Source organism: Klebsiella sp. G-Nf4, from assembly GCF_002810615.1.
Lineage (GTDB): Bacteria > Pseudomonadota > Gammaproteobacteria > Enterobacterales > Enterobacteriaceae > Klebsiella > Klebsiella variicola.
In genome coordinates this window covers 1-18,073 of record NZ_PION01000014.1, presented here as the reverse complement: position 1 = coordinate 18,073, position 18,073 = coordinate 1, and the positions used below count along the sequence as shown (strand labels likewise).

Sequence of the window (18,073 nt, the reverse complement as noted above, 5' to 3'; positions counted from 1 at the left end):
ATGTTTCGTTTGAGTGTAGTGTTTATCGCGCTCCTGACCGCGGGCTGCGTCTCGCTTGACCCGCATTATGATCGCCCGGCCGCGCCGGTGCCGGCCACCCTGCCCGGGGCGCACGGCGAATCGACGGCGGTGGTCGGCGACTGGCAGAAAGTGGTCAATGACGCGCGGCTGAAAAAAGTGGTCAGTCTCGCGCTGAACAGCAACCGCGATGTGCAAAAAGCGCTGGCCGATATCGAGGCCGCGCGCGCCCAGTACGGCGAGACGCGGGCGTCGCTGTTTCCCACCGTCGATGCCGATCTGAGCCATACCCGCAGCAAAACGGTAGCCAGCGGCCTGAGCTCCACTTCGCAGGCCGACGGCGCGGTCTCCAGCTTCGAACTGGACTTGTTCGGCAAGAACCAGAGCCTGTCGCGCGCGGCGCGCGAAACCTGGCTTGCCAGCGAATTCACCGCGCAGAATACCCGGCTGACGATGATTGCCGATTTGACCACCGCCTGGGTGACGCTGGCGACGGATAATAGCAATCTGGCGCTGGCGCAGCAGACCATGGACAGCGCAGCAAACTCGCGCAACATCGTCGCCCGCCAGATGGCGGTGGGTACCGCTTCCGCCGGCGATGTAAGCTCGGCGGAAAGCGTCTATCAGCAGGCCCGCGCCAGCGTCGCCAGCTATCGCACGCTGGTGGCGCAGGATAAAAACGCCATTAACCTGCTGGCGGGGGAAACCGTGCCGGAGAGCCTGCTGCCCGGTACTCTCGAGAGTCTGGGGGATAACAGCATCGCGCTGGTGCCGGCGGGTGTGTCGTCGTCGGTGCTGCTGCGCCGGCCGGATATTCAGGAAGCGGAGCACAATCTGAAGAGCGCCAATGCCGATATCGGCGCGGCGCGGGCGAACTTCTTCCCGTCGATTTCCCTGACCGCCAGCGCCGGGGTCGGCAGCGACTCACTGTCGTCGCTGTTCAGCCACGGGATGCAGGTATGGTCGTTCGCCCCCTCCATCAGCCTGCCGCTGTTCACCGGCGGCAGCAACCTGGCGCAGCTACGCTATGCGGAAGCAGAGAAAAAGGGGCTGATCGCCACCTACGAGAAATCGATTCAGAGCGCCTTTAAGGACGTTGCCGATGCGCTGGCGCGCCGGGAAACGCTGAGCGAAGAGCTCGATGCCCAGCGGCAGTACGTCGCCGCCGAGCAGACATCGCTGGATATCGCCATGAAGAGCTATCAGGCCGGAGTCGGCGATTATCTGTCGGTGCTCACCGCTCAGCGCACGCTGTGGTCGGCGAAGACGACGTTGCTGTCCCTGCAGCAGACCGACCTCAATAACCGGATCACCCTCTGGCAGTCGCTGGGCGGCGGCGCCAGTTAATTTCACCCGCCGGGCGGCCGCGCCCGGCTTCTGTAAGGAATCGTTATGCCACGTGTTTCCCTCTCCTGGGCGCTGATCCTCGGCCTGCTGTCAGGTATCGGCCCGCTGTGCACGGATTTTTATTTGCCGGCGCTGCCGGAGATCACTCAGCAGCTGCAGGCCACCAGCACCCAGACCCAGCTGTCGCTGACCGCCGCGCTGATTGGCCTCGGCCTGGGTCAGCTGTTTTTCGGCCCGCTGAGCGACCGCATTGGCCGCCTGAAACCGCTGGCGCTGTCCCTGCTGCTATTTATCTTCGCTTCGGTGATGTGCGCCCTGACCCGGGATATCAACATGCTGATTGTCTGGCGTTTTTTACAGGGCTTCGCCGGTGCCGGCGGCTCGGTGCTGTCGCGATCCATCGCCCGCGATAAATACCAGGGCACCCTGCTGACCCAGTTTTTCGCCCTGCTGATGACGGTGAACGGCATTGCGCCGGTGCTGTCCCCGGTGCTGGGCGGCTACGTCATCACCGCCTTCGACTGGCGAATTCTCTTCTGGACGATGGCCGCCATTGGCGGCGTGCTGCTGGTGATGAGCCTGACGATCCTGCGGGAAACGCGCCCGGCCACAGCAACGCATGCCGCCCGCCAACAGCCCGGCCAGCCGGTGTTGAAAAATCGCCGCTTTCTGCGCTTCTGCCTGATTCAGGCCTTTATGATGGCTGGGCTGTTCTCTTACATCGGCTCCTCTTCCTTCGTGATGCAGAGCGAATACGGCATGAGCGCCATGCAGTTCAGCCTGCTGTTCGGTCTGAACGGTATCGGGCTGATTATCGCGGCGATGATCTTTTCCCGCCTGGCGCGCCGCTTTAGTGCCGAAAGTCTGCTGCGCGGCGGCCTGACGCTGGCGGTGGGCTGTGCGGCGATCATGCTGCTGTTTGCCTGGCTGCAGCTGCCGGTGCTGGCGCTGATCGGCCTGTTCTTTACCGTGTCGTTGATGAGCGGCATCAGCACCGTCGCCGGCGCGGAGGCGATGAGCGCCGTCGACGCCGCGCAGTCCGGGACCGCGTCCGCGCTGATGGGCACCCTGATGTTTGTCTTCGGCGGCATCGCCGCGCCGCTGGCGGGCCTCGGTGGTGAAACGATGCTGAAAATGAGCTTCGCGATGGCCATCTGCTACCTGCTGGCGCTACTGTTGGGCCTCAGCAAACCGCGCAGCGCGCGCTAAACGCCAGGTGCGGTAATAAAATATTCCAGATTTATTACCGCACTATTTCCCGCCATACCTACCATTCTCGTATTATTCTCCGCGTACTAATCGTGATACTCTTCACAGGCAAGGAATAAATAATTCCTTATACTGCGCGCCACTGAGAATAACGAGGTTTCTATGAGTATCGACCTGAGCAAACTGCTGACCGAGCGACGCAACGCCAACAGCGCCAACATTGACACCCTCTCCACCCTCGACATGCTGACGGTGATAAACCAGGAAGACCAGCAGGTAGCCCAGGCGATTACGCCCTATCTGCCGCAGATTGCCGAGGTGGTGGATAAGGTCGCGACGGCGCTGCAGGCCGGTGGCCGCTTGATTTATATCGGCGCTGGCACCTCAGGCCGACTGGGGATCCTCGATGCCAGCGAATGCCCGCCAACCTTCGGCACCCGCCCGGAGCAGGTGGTGGGGATCATCGCCGGCGGACATAAAGCGATTCTCAGCGCCGTGGAAAACGTGGAAGACAACAAAGCGCAGGGGGCAATGGACCTGCAGAACCTGAACTTCAGCCACCGCGATGTGCTGGTGGGACTGGCGGCCAGCGGACGCACACCGTACGTCATTGGCGCCATGGAATACGCCCATCGTCAGAATGCCTTTGTCGCCATCGTCAGCTGTAACCCGCATGGCGAAATGGCCCAGCTGGCGGATGTGGCGATCACCCCGGTGGTCGGCCCGGAAGTGGTCACTGGCTCTACCCGTCTGAAAGCCGGTACCGCGCAAAAGCTGGTACTGAACATGATCTCCACCGGGGCGATGATCCGCGTCGGCAAGGTGTACAGCAACCTGATGGTCGACGTCGAAGCGACCAACGCCAAGCTGATCGAGCGCCAGGTCTCTATCGTGATGGAGGCGACCGACTGCGATCGTCCCACTGCCCGGAAGGCGCTGGAGGCCTGCGGCCGCCATTGTAAAACGGCGATCGTGATGGTGCTGGCGGACTTAAGCGCCGAAGCGGCGCAGTCGCTGCTGGCGAAAAACAACGGCTATATCCGCAAGGCGCTCAGCAACACCTGAGCGCCGACAGACAGGTAACGGGCAATGGCAAAAATAACGAAAGAGATGATAGCGCGGATCCTCGCCCACGCAGGCGGCGCCGCAAACGTCGCGCAGGCAGGCAACTGCATGACGCGCCTGCGCTTGACCCTGCGCGATGAAAGTCTGGCCGACAGCGCCGCCATCCGCCAGATTGACGGCGTGATGGGGGTGATCGTCAGCGACGAGCAGTTCCAGGTGGTGCTCGGCCCCGGCAAGGCGCAAACCGCCGCCGAGATGATGAACGGCCTGCTGGAGGAGGCGCCCGCCGCGCCGTCGCTGGCCGACGTCGCGGCAGAGAAAAAGCAGGCGCTGAAGGGCAAGCAGACCAGCGCGGTGCAGAAGTTTCTCGCCAAATTCGCCACCATCTTTACGCCGCTGATCCCCGGCTTTATCGCCGTCGGGCTGCTGCTGGGCTTCGCCACCCTCGCGGAACAGGTCTTCGTGCTGGAGAACGCCCATCCGAACGCCAGTCTGGTAGCGCTGATTGGCTACATGAAGGTCTTCAGCAAAGGGATGTTCACCTTCCTGAGTATCCTGATTGGCTATAACGCGCAGAAGGCGTTCGGCGGCTCCGGCGTGAACGGCGCGATTATCGCCTCGCTGTTCGTGCTGGGCTACAACCCGGAGGCAACCAGCGGCTTCTACGCCGGCATTTCCACCTTCTTCGGCCACTGCATTGACCCGCGCGGCAATATCATCGGCGTATTGATCGCCGCTATCCTTGGCGCGTGGGTTGAGCGTCAGGTGCGGCGGGTGATGCCCGCCAACCTCGATATGATCCTGACTTCGGCGGTGACCCTGCTGATCATGGGCGCGGTGACCTTTACGGTGATCATGCCGATTGGCGGCTGGTTGTTTACCGGCATGTCGTGGCTGTTCCTGCATCTTAACGGCAACCCGTTTGGCTCGGCGGTGCTGGCCGGCCTGTTCCTGCTGGCGGTGATGTTTGGCGTCCATCAGGGGTTTGTCCCGGTCTATTTTGCGCTGGTGGACGCCCAGGGCTTCAACTCGCTGTTCCCGATCCTGGCGATGGCCGGGGCCGGGCAGGTGGGGGCGGCACTGGCGCTGTTCTGGCGGGCGAAGCGCGATTCGCTGCTGCGAACCCAGATTAAAGGGGCGATTATTCCGGGCTTCCTCGGGATTGGCGAGCCGCTGATCTACGGCGTCACCCTGCCGCGGATGAAGCCGTTTGTCACCGCCTGTATCGGCGGCGCCTGCGGCGGTTTCTTCGTCGGACTGATCGCCTGGCTGGGACTGCCGGTCGGCCTGAACACGGTGTTCGGCCCGTCGGGGCTGGTGGCGCTGCCGCTGATGACCTCCGGCAGCGGAATTTACGCCGGGATGGCGGTCTACGCCGGTGGACTGGTGGTCTCCTACCTGTGCGGCTTTGTCCTCACCTGGCTGTTCGGCAGTAAAAATGTCGATTTAAGCTAGAACGCGACTGTCGGGTAGTGCCCGGTGGCGGCTTCGCCTTACCGGGTCTGCAAAAACAGTGACGTCTGCCGGACCCGCCGCCGCGCCCGACTACCATTTCCTGCCCCGCCGCCCGGGCGCGCGCATGCTATGATTCCCCTTTGTCATATTTCGCTTGAGGAAAAGATGGGCTCCAGCAAAAAAGGGATGCTGAACGTACTGATTGCCGCCGTGCTGTGGGGCAGTTCCGGGGTGTGCGCGCAGTTTATTATGCAGGAAAGCCAGATGTCGTCGCCGTTTCTGACCATGACGCGTCTGCTGTTCGCCGGGCTGATCCTGCTGATGCTCGGCTTTGTTCACGGCGACCGCATTTTCCGCGTGCTGCAAAACCGCCGCGACGCCCTCAGCCTGCTGTTTTTCTCGCTGTTTGGCGCGTTAACTGTGCAGTTCACCTTTCTGATGACCATTGAAAAATCCAATGCCGCCACGGCCACGGTGCTGCAGTTCCTGTCCCCGACGATCATCGTCGCCTGGTTCGCCCTCGCCCGCAAAGCGCGTCCCACTCCGCTGGTGTTGGGGGCTATCTGCACCTCGCTGGCGGGCACCTTTCTGCTGGTGACCCACGGCAACCCAACGACGCTGTCGATTTCGCCGGCGGCGCTGTTCTGGGGGATCGCCTCGGCGTTTGCCGCCGCCTTTTATACCACCTACCCCTCGACGCTGATTGCCCGCTACGGGACGCTGCCGATCGTCGGCTGGAGTATGCTGTTCGGCGGCGCGATGCTGTTGCCGTTTTACGGCGGCCAGGGCACCGATTTTGTGGTTAACGGCAGCCTGCTGTTAGCTTTTTTCTATCTGGTGGTGATCGGTACCTCGCTGACCTTCAGCCTTTATCTCAACGGCGCGCAGAAAATTGGCGGCGCGAAGGCCGGGATCCTCAGCTGCGCCGAACCGCTGAGCAGCGCCCTGCTGTCGCTCCTGCTGCTGGGGATCACCTTCACGCTGCCGGACTGGCTGGGCACTCTGCTGATCCTCGCGTCGGTGGTGCTGATCGCCATCGACTCACGGCGGCGGGTGAGAGCCGCCTGAGCAGGCGATAAAAATTGCATTTTCAATAAGTTAAACTGACCACTATTTGCGTGTTTTCGCGCCTGCGCATATAGTTGACGGAAGCGATTACGGAAGGAGAAGCCTGATGAAAGCATGTTGGATGGTATGCCTGGTCACTGCCCTGAGCGCCACGTCGGCGTGGGCCGAATCACCGCTGCAAAGCCTGCAGTTCGAACAGCAAAAACAGCTGGTGCTCAAAGCGGTGAAGGAAAAATGCGCGCCAGCAAGCCACCTCAGCGATAACGATTTTGCCAATAAAGTGCTGGCGACCGACGGTAACAAGAACGCGGTCCGCGAAGCAACGCTGGCGAAAGAGCGCAATAACCAGAAAAGCTACCAGGCCGCGATCGACAAAATCGTCTGTCCGGCCAAATAGCGGTTATTTCAGGCTGGCGACCAGCGTTTTCCAGTCAAACGGCGTCAGCTGCCTGTAGCTCAGGCTACGGGCGGCCATCTGCTCCGGCAACTGGCGCTGGCTTTTCGCGATCGCCTCGCTCATTATCCCGGCGCTCCCCACATCACGCAGGGTTTTCACCACCTCTTCCATCTCTTCGCTGCGCCGAATGCCATGTTCCGCCACCCGGCTGATCAGATAGTCGGGGAACGCTCCTGTCCAGCCCAGAGAGGGGAAACTATGATGCAAGGAGCTAAGCACCTCCTCCTCGACGCCATATTCACGGGCCGCGAACAGGCATTCTGTGGTGAGCGCTTCAAGACCTTTGATCATCACGCTACGGCACATTTTTATCGCCGACACCTGGCCCACCGTACTGGCGCCATAGCGGGCATTCAGCCCCAGCCCCTGCAGACGCGGCGCGATCGCCTCCGCCTGCGGCCCGCCGATCAATAACGGTGTCTGCAATCGGGCGGGCGGTACCGGCGCCATCACCGCGACATCAATGTAGGCGCCGGGCAGAAAATGAGCGGCGGCCTGCCGTTTTGTCTCCGGCGCCACGGAGTTGAGATCGAGGAAGTATTGCCCCGGCTGCAGCAGCGCGGCGGCCTGCTGCGCCACCTTTAGCGCCTCACCCGCGGTCACAGTAGAAAAAACCAGCGTGGCGCTCTCCAGCGCCTTCGCCAGCGAACTTCCCACCTGAACACGCGAGTCACAGGCTTTTTTGCCCATCGCCTCTCGCGCCGGGCCATTGAGCTTGCAATCCCACATGGTCACCGTATTCTCACGGGCCAGATCCGCCGCCAGAATGCCACCCGCCTCGCCAAAACCAATAAACGCGATCGTCATCATCACTCCTCACGCGGCCAGACGCGGGCCGGAATAAAAACCTCGCCAGCAAACAGCAGTCGCGCCGTGCGTAACAGACCGCAGCCTGCTAACGCACCGTCAGCGTCAAGCTGAAGCGTTACGCTAAATTCGCCTGTCGGATGCTCAACGCTGAGCAGCGGCGTAGGGCCTGACGTCACTTGCGCCATACCCTGCGCGACGGATCCAGGAAGCAGACAGGCGCTGGCCACGCTCACCGCGCCAAACACGCCGATTGACGCGTGGCAGCGGTGCGGGATAAAGGTGCGGCTGCTGATGGCGCCGCCGTGTCGTGGTTCGGCGATCAGGGTCATCTTGGGCACCGTGCGCTGGCTGACGTCGCCAAGCTGCATCAGCGGCCCGGCCTGCAGGCGAATCGACTCCAGGCGACGTTTAAGCGCATCGTCATTATCCAGCTGTTCGCGCGTCTCATAGCCGGTGCAACCGAGGTCGCAAGCGCGCAGCAGGATCACCGGCATACCGTTATCGATGCAGGTCACCTCAACGCCGTCAAAACGGTCACGAACCCGGCCGGTCGGCAGCAGCGCCCCGCAGCTGGAGCCCGCCACATCAAGAAAATGGAGCAGGATCGGGCTGGCGCTGCCCGGCACGCCATCGATACGACTCTCGCCGACGTAGTCGACCCCGTCGGCATCGCACGGGATCTCTGCCACCGCCAGTTGCCCCGTGTTCTCCATATAAATACGCACCCGAGTGAGCGGCGCATCGTGGCGAACCAGACCACGCTCGATGGCGAAAGGGCCAACGGCGGCAAGAATATTGCCGCAGTTTTGGCCGTAATCCACGGTGGCCGCCGCCACGTTCACCTGGGCAAACAGATAGTCCACATCGGCGTCAGGCCGTGCGGAGCGGCGGATAATCGCCACTTTACTGGTCAGCGGATCGGCGCCGCCGATCCCGTCAATTTGCCGGGGATCAGGCGAGCCCATCACCGCCAGCAGCACCGCATCACGTTGCACCGGATCGGCAGGCAGATCGTCAGCCAGAAAACAGGCTGCCTTCGAGGTGCCGCCGCGCATCCATAGACAGGGGATTCCGCGTTGCGCCATTTATTCCTCCACCTCGTCTGCGCGGTCGTAATACCGCAGCCCCTTTTCCGCCAGACGCGGGCGCATCGCGTAAATATCCAGCCCCAGCTCGCCATGGCGCATCCGCTCACGCTTCGCAAGCTCATTGCTCATGCGGGCTTCCGCTTTATCGAGCACATCACGGACCTGCGCGTGAGGCAGCACCACGACGCCATCGTCGTCGGCCACTACGACATCGCCCGGCTGCACAAGCTGACCTGCGCAAATCACCGGGACGTTAACCGAGCCGAGGCTCTCTTTCACCGTTCCCTGGGCATAAACCTGACGGGACCAGACGGCGAATCCCATCTCCCGCAAAGTCTGCGAATCACGAATGCCGATATCGCCCACCAGACCGACCACGCCGCGCGATTGGAGAGACGTCGCCAGCAGATCGCCGAAGAAGCCATCGCCGCACGGCGACGTCGGGGCCACCACCAGAATATCGCCGGCGCGGCACTGCTCGACCGCGACATGAAACATCCAGTTGTCGCCTGGCGTCACCAGCACGGTTACCGCGTTGCCCGCCCGGCTGACGCCCTGCTGAATCGGACGGATTGTCGGCCCCATCAGCCCCTGGCGATCCCAGGCTTCATGGAGCGTCGCCACCCCGGCCGCCTCACAGCGGCGCAAAACCGCCTCGTCATGGCGCGGCAGATGGCGGATCACAAGGCCTTTTTTATTTAACAGGTTCATGCCAGGTTCTCCGTTACGCGGGGGAAGATGCTCTGGAAGGCTTCGCCGTGAACGATATCGCGCGCGGCCGTGATGCCGATATTGCGCTTGGCCTGCACCCCGCGCTGCAGCGCCACGCGGGTGTAGTATTCCCACAGATGCTCCTGACCCTGCATGCACTGAATGGCCTGATACTTTTTCTCCCAGACGGCGGTGATGTCCAGTAACACATCGGGTTTCCAGTTGCACTGCTCCGGCTGGTGCGGTTCGAAACAGTAAACCGGGGGAGCAGCGACAATTTTCTCACCAGGGCGATAGCCCTCTGCCTGAGCGATAATCCGTGCTTCCTGCGCCAGATGGGAGGCCAGCGGATGATCGTAGTTATAGGGATCGTGCAGGGAGTGCGTCAGGACAAAGTGGGGCTGGATACGGCGATACACATCCGCCAGACGAAATAGCGTCTCTTTATCGGCGCGCAGCGGATAGTCGCCGATATCAAAGAATTCGACGCTGGCGCCCAGGATCTCAGCGGCGGCCTGCGCCTCTTCGCGACGCACCTGCTTCACCGCCTCCTCGGTCATGTTGCCTTTGCGCCACAGTTTGGCGGACTCGCCGCGCTCGCCAAAGGATAAACAGACCACATGGACCTGATAGCCCTGCAGGGCATGCAGCGCTATCGCACCGCCCGCGCGCCAGACGAAATCGGCCGAGTGGGCGCTGACGACAAGGGCACTTTTTTCGCTAACCGGATGAGACATGATGGCTTCCTCTGTTGTTTTTTTCAGCTTGTCATGTCCCGTCGCAGGGAGGTAATTCGTTAACTTGCGAAGGCTATGATTTTTATTTATGTTGTCGACTCACTCACTGTTTCAGGCCTGACGAACCATGCTGAAGAAAAAGCACGATAAGATCATAAATATCATGCAGCTGCGCTTTTTCTGTCAGGTCGCGCTGCGCGGCAGCGTCTCGCGTGCGGCCGATGACTTATTCCGCACGCAGTCAGCAATAACCCGGGCGATCCGCGACCTTGAAGCCGCGTTGAACGTCACGCTGTTCGAACGCCATTACAGCGGCATGGTGCCCACCGAGTATGGCAAGTGCATCCTGCCGCGCGCCCGGCGGGCGATTGACGACCTGCAGGCCATCCCGGCGCTGATGCAGAAGCACCATACCCGCAGCAGCGGCCCGCTGGCGGACGCCGGCTGGCTGTTCAATACCCGCCGGTTAGCCATTTTTATTCAGCTCTATCACGTCAACCATACCCAAACCGTCGCGCAACAGTTGGGGATCACTCAGCCGGCGGTCAGCGCCGCGTTGAAGGTCCTGGAGAAAGGGGCGGATTCGGCGCTATTTCGCCGGACGCCAGAAGGGGTGCGCCCCACGCCCGCCGCGGAGCTACTCTATCCCCCGGTAAGCAGAGCGCTCAACGAGCTGGAAAACATCTGGAGCGATCTCGCCGCCCGTCGCGGGGTGCTGGAGGGCACCGTGCGCATTGGCGCCCTGCCGCTGAGCCGGACCCGGCTACTGCCCTCCGCCATCGCCGCCTTTCTGGCCCAGCACCCGGGCATTACCCTCATGACCAATGAAAGCCCGTATGAGTCGCTGGTCGCCGATATGCGGGCAGGTAATATCGATTTTATTATCGGCGCCCTGCGCCAGGATGAAGATCTCCCGGACCTCTGTAGCGAAGCGTTATTCGAAGAGGATATGTTGATTTTACTGCGTAATAACCACCCGCTGCTGCGCCATCCGGATCCGCGCAGCCAGCTGGCGACCGCACAATGGGTGCTGCCGCGCGCCAACGCGCCGGCGCGCCATTTGCTGGATAAGGCGTTTATCACCCTGGGGCTGCCGCTGCCCCAGCCGACGGTGGAGACCGGGGATGCGGCGATGGTGCGAGGATTGCTGCAGGACTCCGACATGCTGGCGGCGGTCTCCGCCAGCCAGATGCGTTTTGAAACTGACAATGGGCTGCTCAGCGTGTTGCCGGTCCCCCTGCCCGATACCACCCGGCGTATCGGGCTGACGTTTCGCGCCGGCAGCCTGCCCTCCCCGGCGACGCAGGCGCTGTTGCGTTTTATCTATCAGCAAGTTCAAGACGGGACCGTTTAACGTTTACCCGCCACCGAATAGGTTACCTGTTGGTTGCGCGTTTGCTGAAACGCCTCCAGCGTCTGCCCGCGCATCGCGGCATAAATATGCAGGTTGGATACACCGACCACCGCGCCCATTTTCTCCAGCAGGAAGAAACTGGCGCCATACTGAATCAATCCCCGCCAGTCGCGTGCGTTGAGCAACTGCTGTTCCTCCTCACTCAGTCCGGCTTCGGCATAAAGCGACTGAGGCGACTGCAGAAAACGTTCGCGCCAGGCAGGCTCAATCAGCCGATGCAGGAAACGGTTAAGCCGCAAGCCATTCAGGCTGCGCTCGTGGGTAAAAGGATAGGTTCCCGGCAGTTTCTCCACCCCGGCCAGCTGCTGCGCCATATGCTGGCGATGGCGCGTCAGGGTATCGACGGGGGGCAGGCGCGCATTGTTCTCAAGGATCAGCGTGGCGATACCGGTCATCGACGGCAGGTAATAGTCGCGCCAGGTTTCGGTGACATTGGCTGATAGCGCGCCGCGCATCACCAGCCACATGATCACTTCGGACCCCTCCATCCCCCCCAGCTCAGCATATTCGCCAAGGGTCATTTCGGTGAGCTTTTCCGGGTCATTAACCAGCATGTCAACAAACTGGGCATCCCAGTCGGGATTATTAAATCCGCAGCGCTCGCCATGAACCTGATGCGAGAGCCCGCCGGTCGCGACAATCGCCACATTGATATCTTCCGGGAAGCTTTCAATTGCCCGGCGCAGCGCCTGGCCGAGTTTGTAACAACGGCGCGCGCTCGGTACCGGAAATTGCAGCACGCCGATCTGTAACGGGATCACCGCCGTCGGCCACCCCTGCGCTTCATCCCAGGGCAATAGCGCCGAAAGCGGCGAGAAAAGGCCGTGGTCGAGCTTTTTATCCATAAAGAACGACATATCAAACTCATCGGCCATCAGGCTGGCGCCAATGTGCCTTGAGAGCGCCGCATTGCCCTGGACCGGCGGCAGACAGCGTGGTCCGCCCCCTTCATCGGCAACGTCATATTGACTATCGATTCCCAGCGTAAAAGTCGAATAGTGATCGAAGAAAAAGGCGGTCACATGGTCATTAAAGATGTACACCAGCGCATCCGGCTTTTTTTCCTCCAGCCAGCGCTGCAGCGGTTCGAAGCTCTGGAAGATCGGCGACCACGCCGGGTCCAGCTGTTTATGATGATCGACCGCGAAGCCGATAGTCGGGGTATGAGAGACGGCGATACCGCCGAGAATGTTAGCCATCAGATAACTCCACTTATCGGTGTTCCAGGGGGGATGACAAAGCGTTCAGTTCTGCCTCTGTGAGTCGAGGCTTAGCGTGATTCATACGGTGCAACAAAATACAGATCCCCGCCAGGCAGGCCGGCAGCCCAAGCACCAAAAAGATCGACGAGTGTCCCGGCACAGCCAGCATCAGCATCCCACCCAGCGTGGAGCTGAGAATAGCCCCGGTACGGCCGATACCATGCATCCAGCTGACTCCGGTAGCACGGATCTCGGTTTGATAATAGGCTGGCGAATAGGCCTGCAGACCGTTCTGCGCGCCGTTAATGCACATCCCGCTGATAAAAATCAGCACCGACAGCGCCGCCGATCCGAAATCCATCAACCCCTGGGACAACAGGCACAGGCAGCCGAGGAAATAGGTTGCCGCAATCACGGCTTTCGCCGAAGCACGATCCATCAGCATACCGACAAGGATCCCGCCCAGCGGGCCGCCGAGCTGGAACAAGCCGGTCATCATCGCCGCCTGCTGCAGCGACAGCCCGCCGGAGCGGAGAATGGTTGGCAGCCAGCCGTTCAGCAGATATATCACGAACAGCCCCATAAAATAGGTCAGCCACAGCGCTATCGTGCCGCGGGCATAGCCATGCCGAAACAGCTGCGCCACTTTGCTGCTCCGCGTGATGGGCGGCGCATTTAACTGAAAAACGGTTTCCGCCGTAAACTGGCCCCCAAGCCGGTTAAGCGCCCTGGCGATCTGCTCGCCCGGTAGTCGGCGCGCCACCATGTTCATCGCCGACTCCGGCAACATCACGATCATAAAGGGGAGCACCACGAGCGGCAGCACGCCGCCAAAAATCAGCGCCGAGTGCCAGCTGTAATGCGATAACAACCCGGCGGCGATAAAGCCGCCGAGGCCAGAGCCCACGTTAAAACCGCTGTACATCAGGGTGATCATCACCCCTTTACGCCGCTCCGGCATATATTCCGCCACCAGCGTGACGCAGTTGGGCATCACCGCGCCAAGGCCAAGGCCAGTAAGAAAACGCATCAGCGCCAGTTGCGATGGGCTTTGCGCCACGGCGCCGGCCAGGCTGAACAGCGCAAACAGCGCCACCGACCAGAGTAAAATGCGTTTTCGGCCGTAGCGGTCAGAAAGCGGGCCCGCCACCAGGGCGCCAATGGCGACGCCGAACATGGCCGCCCCAAGAATCGGCCCCATTTCAGCCCGGCTGATGCCCCAGTCCTCGATGAGCGCCGGGGCGACAAAGCCCATCACCGCGGCGTCATACCCATCCAGCATAATGATGATGAAACAGAGCAGCAGCACGTTCCATTGAAAGCGCGAGACCGGACGGGCATCTATCCACGCTTTCACATCGACAACGTTCATGTGATTCATAGGGTCACTTCCTTAAGCAGGCGGTACGAATGTTCTGGTTAGGTTTTTTTGAGTGGAACTTTCGTACTCAACTTAAGGCAGGTCACGCAGGCTGTCCGGTTCGAAAACCCGGCGTCAGATATGAGTTTTATTTATAATGTGAGGGATACGACAAAAACCAGCCAGCAAAAAACCCGCAGCCAACGGCGGCGGGTCAGGGCAAGAGCGGCGTTCAGTGCTTCGGAATAATTAAATCGCCGCGCAGCGGGCTGCCGCCCGGATTGTCCGTTTTCTCGGTCAGCCAGTTGACGATCCGCGACGCCATCGCGTCCATGGAATATTCAATGGCCGGAATGGTGGGGATACCGGGCAGCTGTAACGATCCGGCGAGGCTAAACACCATCACATTTTGCGGAACGGCGCGGTTAAACGCCTGCAACTGCGGCACCACGCGCTGCGCCTGCTGTTCATCGCTCACCAGCAGCGCGTTAAAGTTCAGCGTCGTGGCGTTATTGACCAGCTCCTGCACCGCCACTGACGGCGAGGTGTTATCCAGAAACACCAGGTTGCGATTAAACGGCAAAAAGTTTTTTTCCAGCGCGTGCTTGTAGCCCAGCAGCACCTGATCGGCAAAGCCGCTGCTCTGCGGATGAATCAGCGCAATCTGCCGTCTGCCCTGGCTAATCAGATAGTGACAGGCGGTTTCGGCAGCGAAGGCATGATCGAACTGAATGCTGTTGTCGCCCTCGCTGTCGAGGCAGTCCACCAGCACCACGTCCGGGCGGTTAATATTCAGGGGAAAACGCGCGCCGATGATCAGCACGTTATCGCACAGCCCGCAGCTCAACTCCTCCAGCGAGTTCATCACGCCGTTGCTGGTGTTGGCGAAGCGCAGCAGCAGGTGCTTCTGGTGCTGGCTGAGCTGCTTTTCCAGGGCGTAGAGATAGCTGGTGGTTTGATTGATGTTGTCCTGGGCGCAGATGACGCCGATGCAGCCGGTGGACTGGCTGAGCAACGACTGGGCTATCATGTTTGGCCGGTAATTGAGCGCTTCCGCCGCCTGCAGCACCGCCTGACGACTGGCTTCCTTCACGCCACGTGAGCCGCTCAACACTCGCGACACCGTGGCTTTGGAAACCCCGGCAAGCCGTGAAACATCATTGATTGTCGACATCATTTTCCCCTGCGCGGGCGCCGCGTCCCGCCAAAATCCTGTAAACCTGAATCGCTTCAATTGTGACCAGCGCAGTATATCCATTTCGTCATTTGTTTGGAAACCGATTTTCCATTTCAGCGCAAAACATCGCCAAATCGACAGAATAATGTGAGCGAAATCCAATAAATCCGCCCCATAAGCAGGAGATCTTGACCACTATCACAGTTCTGCTTTTTATGAATGGAAACCGGTTTCCGTCTGATATCAAATCATCCACGCAATAACTTTTTACATTTTGAGGATGGTCGCCGATGTACAAGATTATGCTGTGCTGCTCTGCCGGGATGTCCACCAGTCTGCTGGTCAGAAAGATGGTGGAGGCGGCGAATGAACGTGATCTGCCGGTGCAGATTGATGCCTATGGTGTTTCCGAATTTGACATGCAGTTTCCGCAGTATCAGGTGGTGTTGCTTGGCCCCCAGGTGAAATACATGTTGAAAACCCTGTCTGACAAAGCGGCTTCCCTGAACATTCCCGTTCAGCCCATCGATACGATGGACTACGGCATGCAGCGGGGAGACAACGTCCTGAATTATGCTCTGTCGCTGATCCCAGCGGCGCACTGAGAGGTGTTGAAATGAGTTCTCTGTATCAGTCGATGATTGCCGTGATCGAGCAATCTATTACTCCGCTGGCAGGACGCCTTGGGCAGCAGAAATACGTTATCGCTATCCGCGATGGCTTCACTGCCGCCTTGCCGTTTATGATCATCGGCTCTTTCATGCTGGTATTTATCTTTCCGCCGTTTTCACCCGATACCACCAACGGCTTTGCCCGCGGCTGGCTTGATTTCTCCCAGCACTACCGCGAACAGCTGATGCTGCCGTTTAACCTCAGCATGGGCGTGATGACCTTCTTTATCTCGGTCGGCATTGGCGCCAGCCTCGGTCGGCAGTTTCAGCTCGATCCGGTGATGTCCGGTCTGCTGGCGTTTATGGCCTTCCTGCTGGTCGCCGCGCCCTATGCCGATGGCAAAATTTCCACTCAGTATCTGTCCGGTCAGGGCATTTTCACCGCGCTGATCACCGCCATCTACTCCACCCGCGTTTACGCCTGGCTGAAGCAAAACAACATTACTATTCGTCTGCCGAAAGAGGTCCCCACCGGCGTCGCCCGTTCGTTTGAAATCCTGATCCCGGTGCTGGTGGTCATTGCGACTCTGCATCCGCTGAACCTGTTTATCGAAGCGCAGACCGGGATGATCCTGCCGCAGGCGATCATGCATCTGCTGGAGCCGCTGGTTTCCGCCTCCGACTCGCTGCCGGCGATTTTGCTCTCCGTTCTGATGTGCCAGATTTTCTGGTTCGCTGGGATCCACGGATCACTGATTGTCACCGGCATTATGAACCCGTTCTGGATGGCCAACCTGTCGGCAAACCAGGCGGCACTGGCGGCGGGCACGGTGCTGCCGCACGTCTATCTGCAGGGCTTCTGGGATCACTATCTGCTGATTGGCGGCGTCGGTTCGACCCTGCCGCTGGCTTTCCTGCTGCTGCGTAGCCGGGCCACTCATCTGCGCACCATCGGCAAGATGGGCATTGTGCCGAGCTTCTTTAATATCAACGAGCCGATTCTGTTCGGGGCGCCGATCATCATGAACCCGATGATGTTTATCCCCTTCGTCTGCGTGCCGATGGTCAACGCGGTGCTGGCTTACGGCGCGACGCGTCTTGGCTGGCTGAGCCAGGTGGTGTCGCTGACGCCGTGGACCACGCCGGCACCGATTGGCGCGTCGTGGGCGGCTAACTGGACCCTGAGTCCGGTGGTGATGTGCCTCATCTGCATGGTGATGTCGGCGGTCATTTACCTGCCGTTCCTGCGCGCCTATGAACGTTCCTTAATGAAAACCGAAGTTGAGAAAGCCAAAAATAGCGTTCCAGTGGCAGAAACCGTTAGCTAATCCCTCTCCGTCCGGAGAGATAATAAGATGACAGCGTAATAATGCAGAAAATGGACTTTCACTGCATTATTAAATAATAAATACCTCAGGAATACACATGATTGAATTAGAAGATGCGGTAATGGAAATTATCGTTAATGCGGGACAGTCACGCTCATTATGTTTTGAAGCGCTGCATGCGGCCCGAACCGGAAATATCGACGAAGCACGCTTACTCTTAAATGAGGCCGACGGCTACGCCCGCCGGGCGCATCAGATGCAGACCCAGCTCATCGAGCAGGATGCCGGTGAAGCGCGTCAACCCATGACGCTGATTATGGTACATGCCCAGGATCATCTGATGAACTCGCTGCTGGCTCGCGAGTTCTCAGAAGAATTAATCCATCTGTACCAGCGTTAATTAATATGGAATAACGTCAGCGAGAATATGATTCTCCGGCGTCGCTGTACCCTAAAAAACAAATCAGCTTATTTTGGTTATTTATTTTAGCCAGAATGGGATGGTTATTATCTGACATATATTAATTATTAAAGCGAGATAACCATGAATACTGTGAAAAAACTGCCTTTAGCCATGGCGGTTGTCGCCGCGCTGTGCCCAATTTCTGTCATGGCGCAAGAATTTACGCAGGAACAGATCGACGCCATCGTTGCCAAAGCCGTTGATAAAGCGCTGGCCGACCGCCAGGCGAAAATCGACGCCGCGGCCAACAAAAAGGTCGATGTGATCACCAACCCGCAGACCACCGCTGCCTCGCCGGATATGGCCATTCCGTTCGGCCTCAAGTTCAGCGGCTATGCCCGCTATGGCGCCCACTTCCAGACCGGCGACCAGAAATATGTCGGCGTCGACGGCTCCTATAACGGCGCCTCAGCGATCGGCCGTCTCGGCAACGAAAGCAACGGCGGCGAATTCCAGATCAGCAAGGCCTTCAAAAGCGCGCAGGGGGCTATCTGGGATCTCAACGTGATGTTCGACCACTGGAGCGACGAGGTTAACCTGAAGAAGGCCTACG

Annotated in this window: 18 protein-coding genes; 11 read left to right on the top strand and 7 right to left on the bottom strand. The window is 59.9% G+C overall.

The window, feature by feature from the left end:
* The 6 genes from eefC (at nt 1) to CWM57_RS23330 (ending at nt 6,559) form a co-directional block, all read left to right on the top strand.
* Nucleotides 1-1,365 carry a multidrug efflux RND transporter outer membrane subunit EefC gene (gene eefC / locus CWM57_RS23355; RefSeq protein ID WP_100676456.1) on the top strand — a complete coding sequence of 455 codons (1,365 nt, stop codon included), beginning with the start codon at nt 1-3 and terminating at the stop codon, nt 1,363-1,365.
* Nucleotides 1,366-1,410: 45 nt separating this feature from the next.
* On the top strand, nt 1,411-2,574 hold the full coding sequence (locus tag CWM57_RS23350) for a multidrug effflux MFS transporter (protein WP_100676455.1): 1,164 nt from the start codon (nt 1,411-1,413) through the stop codon (nt 2,572-2,574).
* A gap of 162 nt (nt 2,575-2,736) precedes the next feature.
* Nucleotides 2,737-3,639, top strand: coding sequence for an N-acetylmuramic acid 6-phosphate etherase (gene murQ, locus CWM57_RS23345; RefSeq protein ID WP_074386908.1), 903 nt, complete (start codon nt 2,737-2,739; stop codon nt 3,637-3,639).
* A gap of 24 nt (nt 3,640-3,663) precedes the next feature.
* A complete protein-coding gene (gene murP, locus CWM57_RS23340; RefSeq protein ID WP_074386907.1) occupies nt 3,664-5,094 on the top strand; it encodes a PTS N-acetylmuramic acid transporter subunit IIBC in 1,431 nt (476 codons plus the stop codon).
* Nucleotides 5,095-5,259: 165 nt separating this feature from the next.
* Nucleotides 5,260-6,162: a DMT family transporter gene (locus CWM57_RS23335; RefSeq protein ID WP_002923118.1), complete on the top strand. Its 903-nt coding sequence runs from the start codon at nt 5,260-5,262 to the stop codon at nt 6,160-6,162.
* A gap of 106 nt (nt 6,163-6,268) precedes the next feature.
* Nucleotides 6,269-6,559, top strand: a complete 291-nt coding sequence (locus tag CWM57_RS23330; protein WP_023298372.1) for a YicS family protein — start codon at nt 6,269-6,271, stop codon at nt 6,557-6,559.
* Between the two features lie 3 nt (nt 6,560-6,562).
* Here CWM57_RS23330 and CWM57_RS23325 read toward each other — a convergent pair whose 3' ends face one another.
* From CWM57_RS23325 to galB, 4 genes are read right to left on the bottom strand one after another with little or no spacing between them, the layout of a single operon-like run.
* Complete coding sequence (locus CWM57_RS23325; protein WP_100676454.1) at nt 6,563-7,426, bottom strand: NAD(P)-dependent oxidoreductase; 864 nt, start codon at nt 7,424-7,426, stop codon at nt 6,563-6,565.
* A gap of 2 nt (nt 7,427-7,428) precedes the next feature.
* Nucleotides 7,429-8,514: a 4-oxalomesaconate tautomerase gene (locus CWM57_RS23320; RefSeq protein WP_074386905.1), complete on the bottom strand. Its 1,086-nt coding sequence runs from the start codon at nt 8,512-8,514 to the stop codon at nt 7,429-7,431.
* Nucleotides 8,515-9,228, bottom strand: a complete 714-nt coding sequence (locus tag CWM57_RS23315) for a 4-carboxy-4-hydroxy-2-oxoadipate aldolase/oxaloacetate decarboxylase (RefSeq protein ID WP_023298375.1) — start codon at nt 9,226-9,228, stop codon at nt 8,515-8,517.
* Entirely contained in the window at nt 9,225-9,965 is a 741-nt protein-coding gene (gene galB, locus CWM57_RS23310) for a 4-oxalmesaconate hydratase (RefSeq protein ID WP_008806774.1), read from the bottom strand. Before galB ends, CWM57_RS23315 begins: the two co-directional genes overlap by 4 nt.
* Before the next feature lie 127 nt (nt 9,966-10,092).
* On the opposite strand from galB, the gene CWM57_RS23305 reads away from it, so the two are divergent.
* The gene (locus CWM57_RS23305; protein WP_100676453.1) at nt 10,093-11,319 is read left to right on the top strand and encodes a LysR family transcriptional regulator; all 1,227 of its coding nucleotides are present in this window, start codon (nt 10,093-10,095) and stop codon (nt 11,317-11,319) included.
* Here the strand turns inward: CWM57_RS23305 and CWM57_RS23300 are convergent.
* The 3 genes from CWM57_RS23300 to CWM57_RS23290 form a co-directional block, all read right to left on the bottom strand.
* Nucleotides 11,316-12,578, bottom strand: a complete 1,263-nt coding sequence (locus CWM57_RS23300) for a gallate dioxygenase (protein ID WP_100630941.1) — start codon at nt 12,576-12,578, stop codon at nt 11,316-11,318. The two genes, CWM57_RS23305 and CWM57_RS23300, sit on opposite strands and share 4 nt — an antisense overlap.
* Before the next feature lie 13 nt (nt 12,579-12,591).
* Complete coding sequence (locus CWM57_RS23295) at nt 12,592-13,962, bottom strand: MFS transporter (RefSeq protein ID WP_100676452.1); 1,371 nt, start codon at nt 13,960-13,962, stop codon at nt 12,592-12,594.
* A 211-nt stretch (nt 13,963-14,173) separates the two neighbouring features.
* Complete coding sequence (locus CWM57_RS23290; protein ID WP_100676451.1) at nt 14,174-15,115, bottom strand: LacI family DNA-binding transcriptional regulator; 942 nt, start codon at nt 15,113-15,115, stop codon at nt 14,174-14,176.
* A gap of 293 nt (nt 15,116-15,408) precedes the next feature.
* Here CWM57_RS23290 and CWM57_RS23285 point away from each other — a divergent pair, with 293 nt between their 5' ends.
* From CWM57_RS23285 to CWM57_RS23270, 4 genes are all read left to right on the top strand, one after another.
* Nucleotides 15,409-15,723, top strand: coding sequence for a PTS sugar transporter subunit IIB (locus tag CWM57_RS23285; protein WP_004145041.1), 315 nt, complete (start codon nt 15,409-15,411; stop codon nt 15,721-15,723).
* Nucleotides 15,724-15,734: 11 nt separating this feature from the next.
* Nucleotides 15,735-17,057 carry a PTS cellobiose transporter subunit IIC gene (locus CWM57_RS23280; RefSeq protein WP_002923156.1) on the top strand — a complete coding sequence of 441 codons (1,323 nt, stop codon included), beginning with the start codon at nt 15,735-15,737 and terminating at the stop codon, nt 17,055-17,057.
* Between the two features lie 97 nt (nt 17,058-17,154).
* Nucleotides 17,155-17,457 carry a PTS lactose/cellobiose transporter subunit IIA gene (locus CWM57_RS23275; protein WP_004205145.1) on the top strand — a complete coding sequence of 101 codons (303 nt, stop codon included), beginning with the start codon at nt 17,155-17,157 and terminating at the stop codon, nt 17,455-17,457.
* A gap of 144 nt (nt 17,458-17,601) precedes the next feature.
* Nucleotides 17,602-18,073, top strand: a 472-nt coding sequence (locus CWM57_RS23270) for a carbohydrate porin (protein ID WP_044650547.1), incomplete at its 3' end; no start/stop codon positions are given.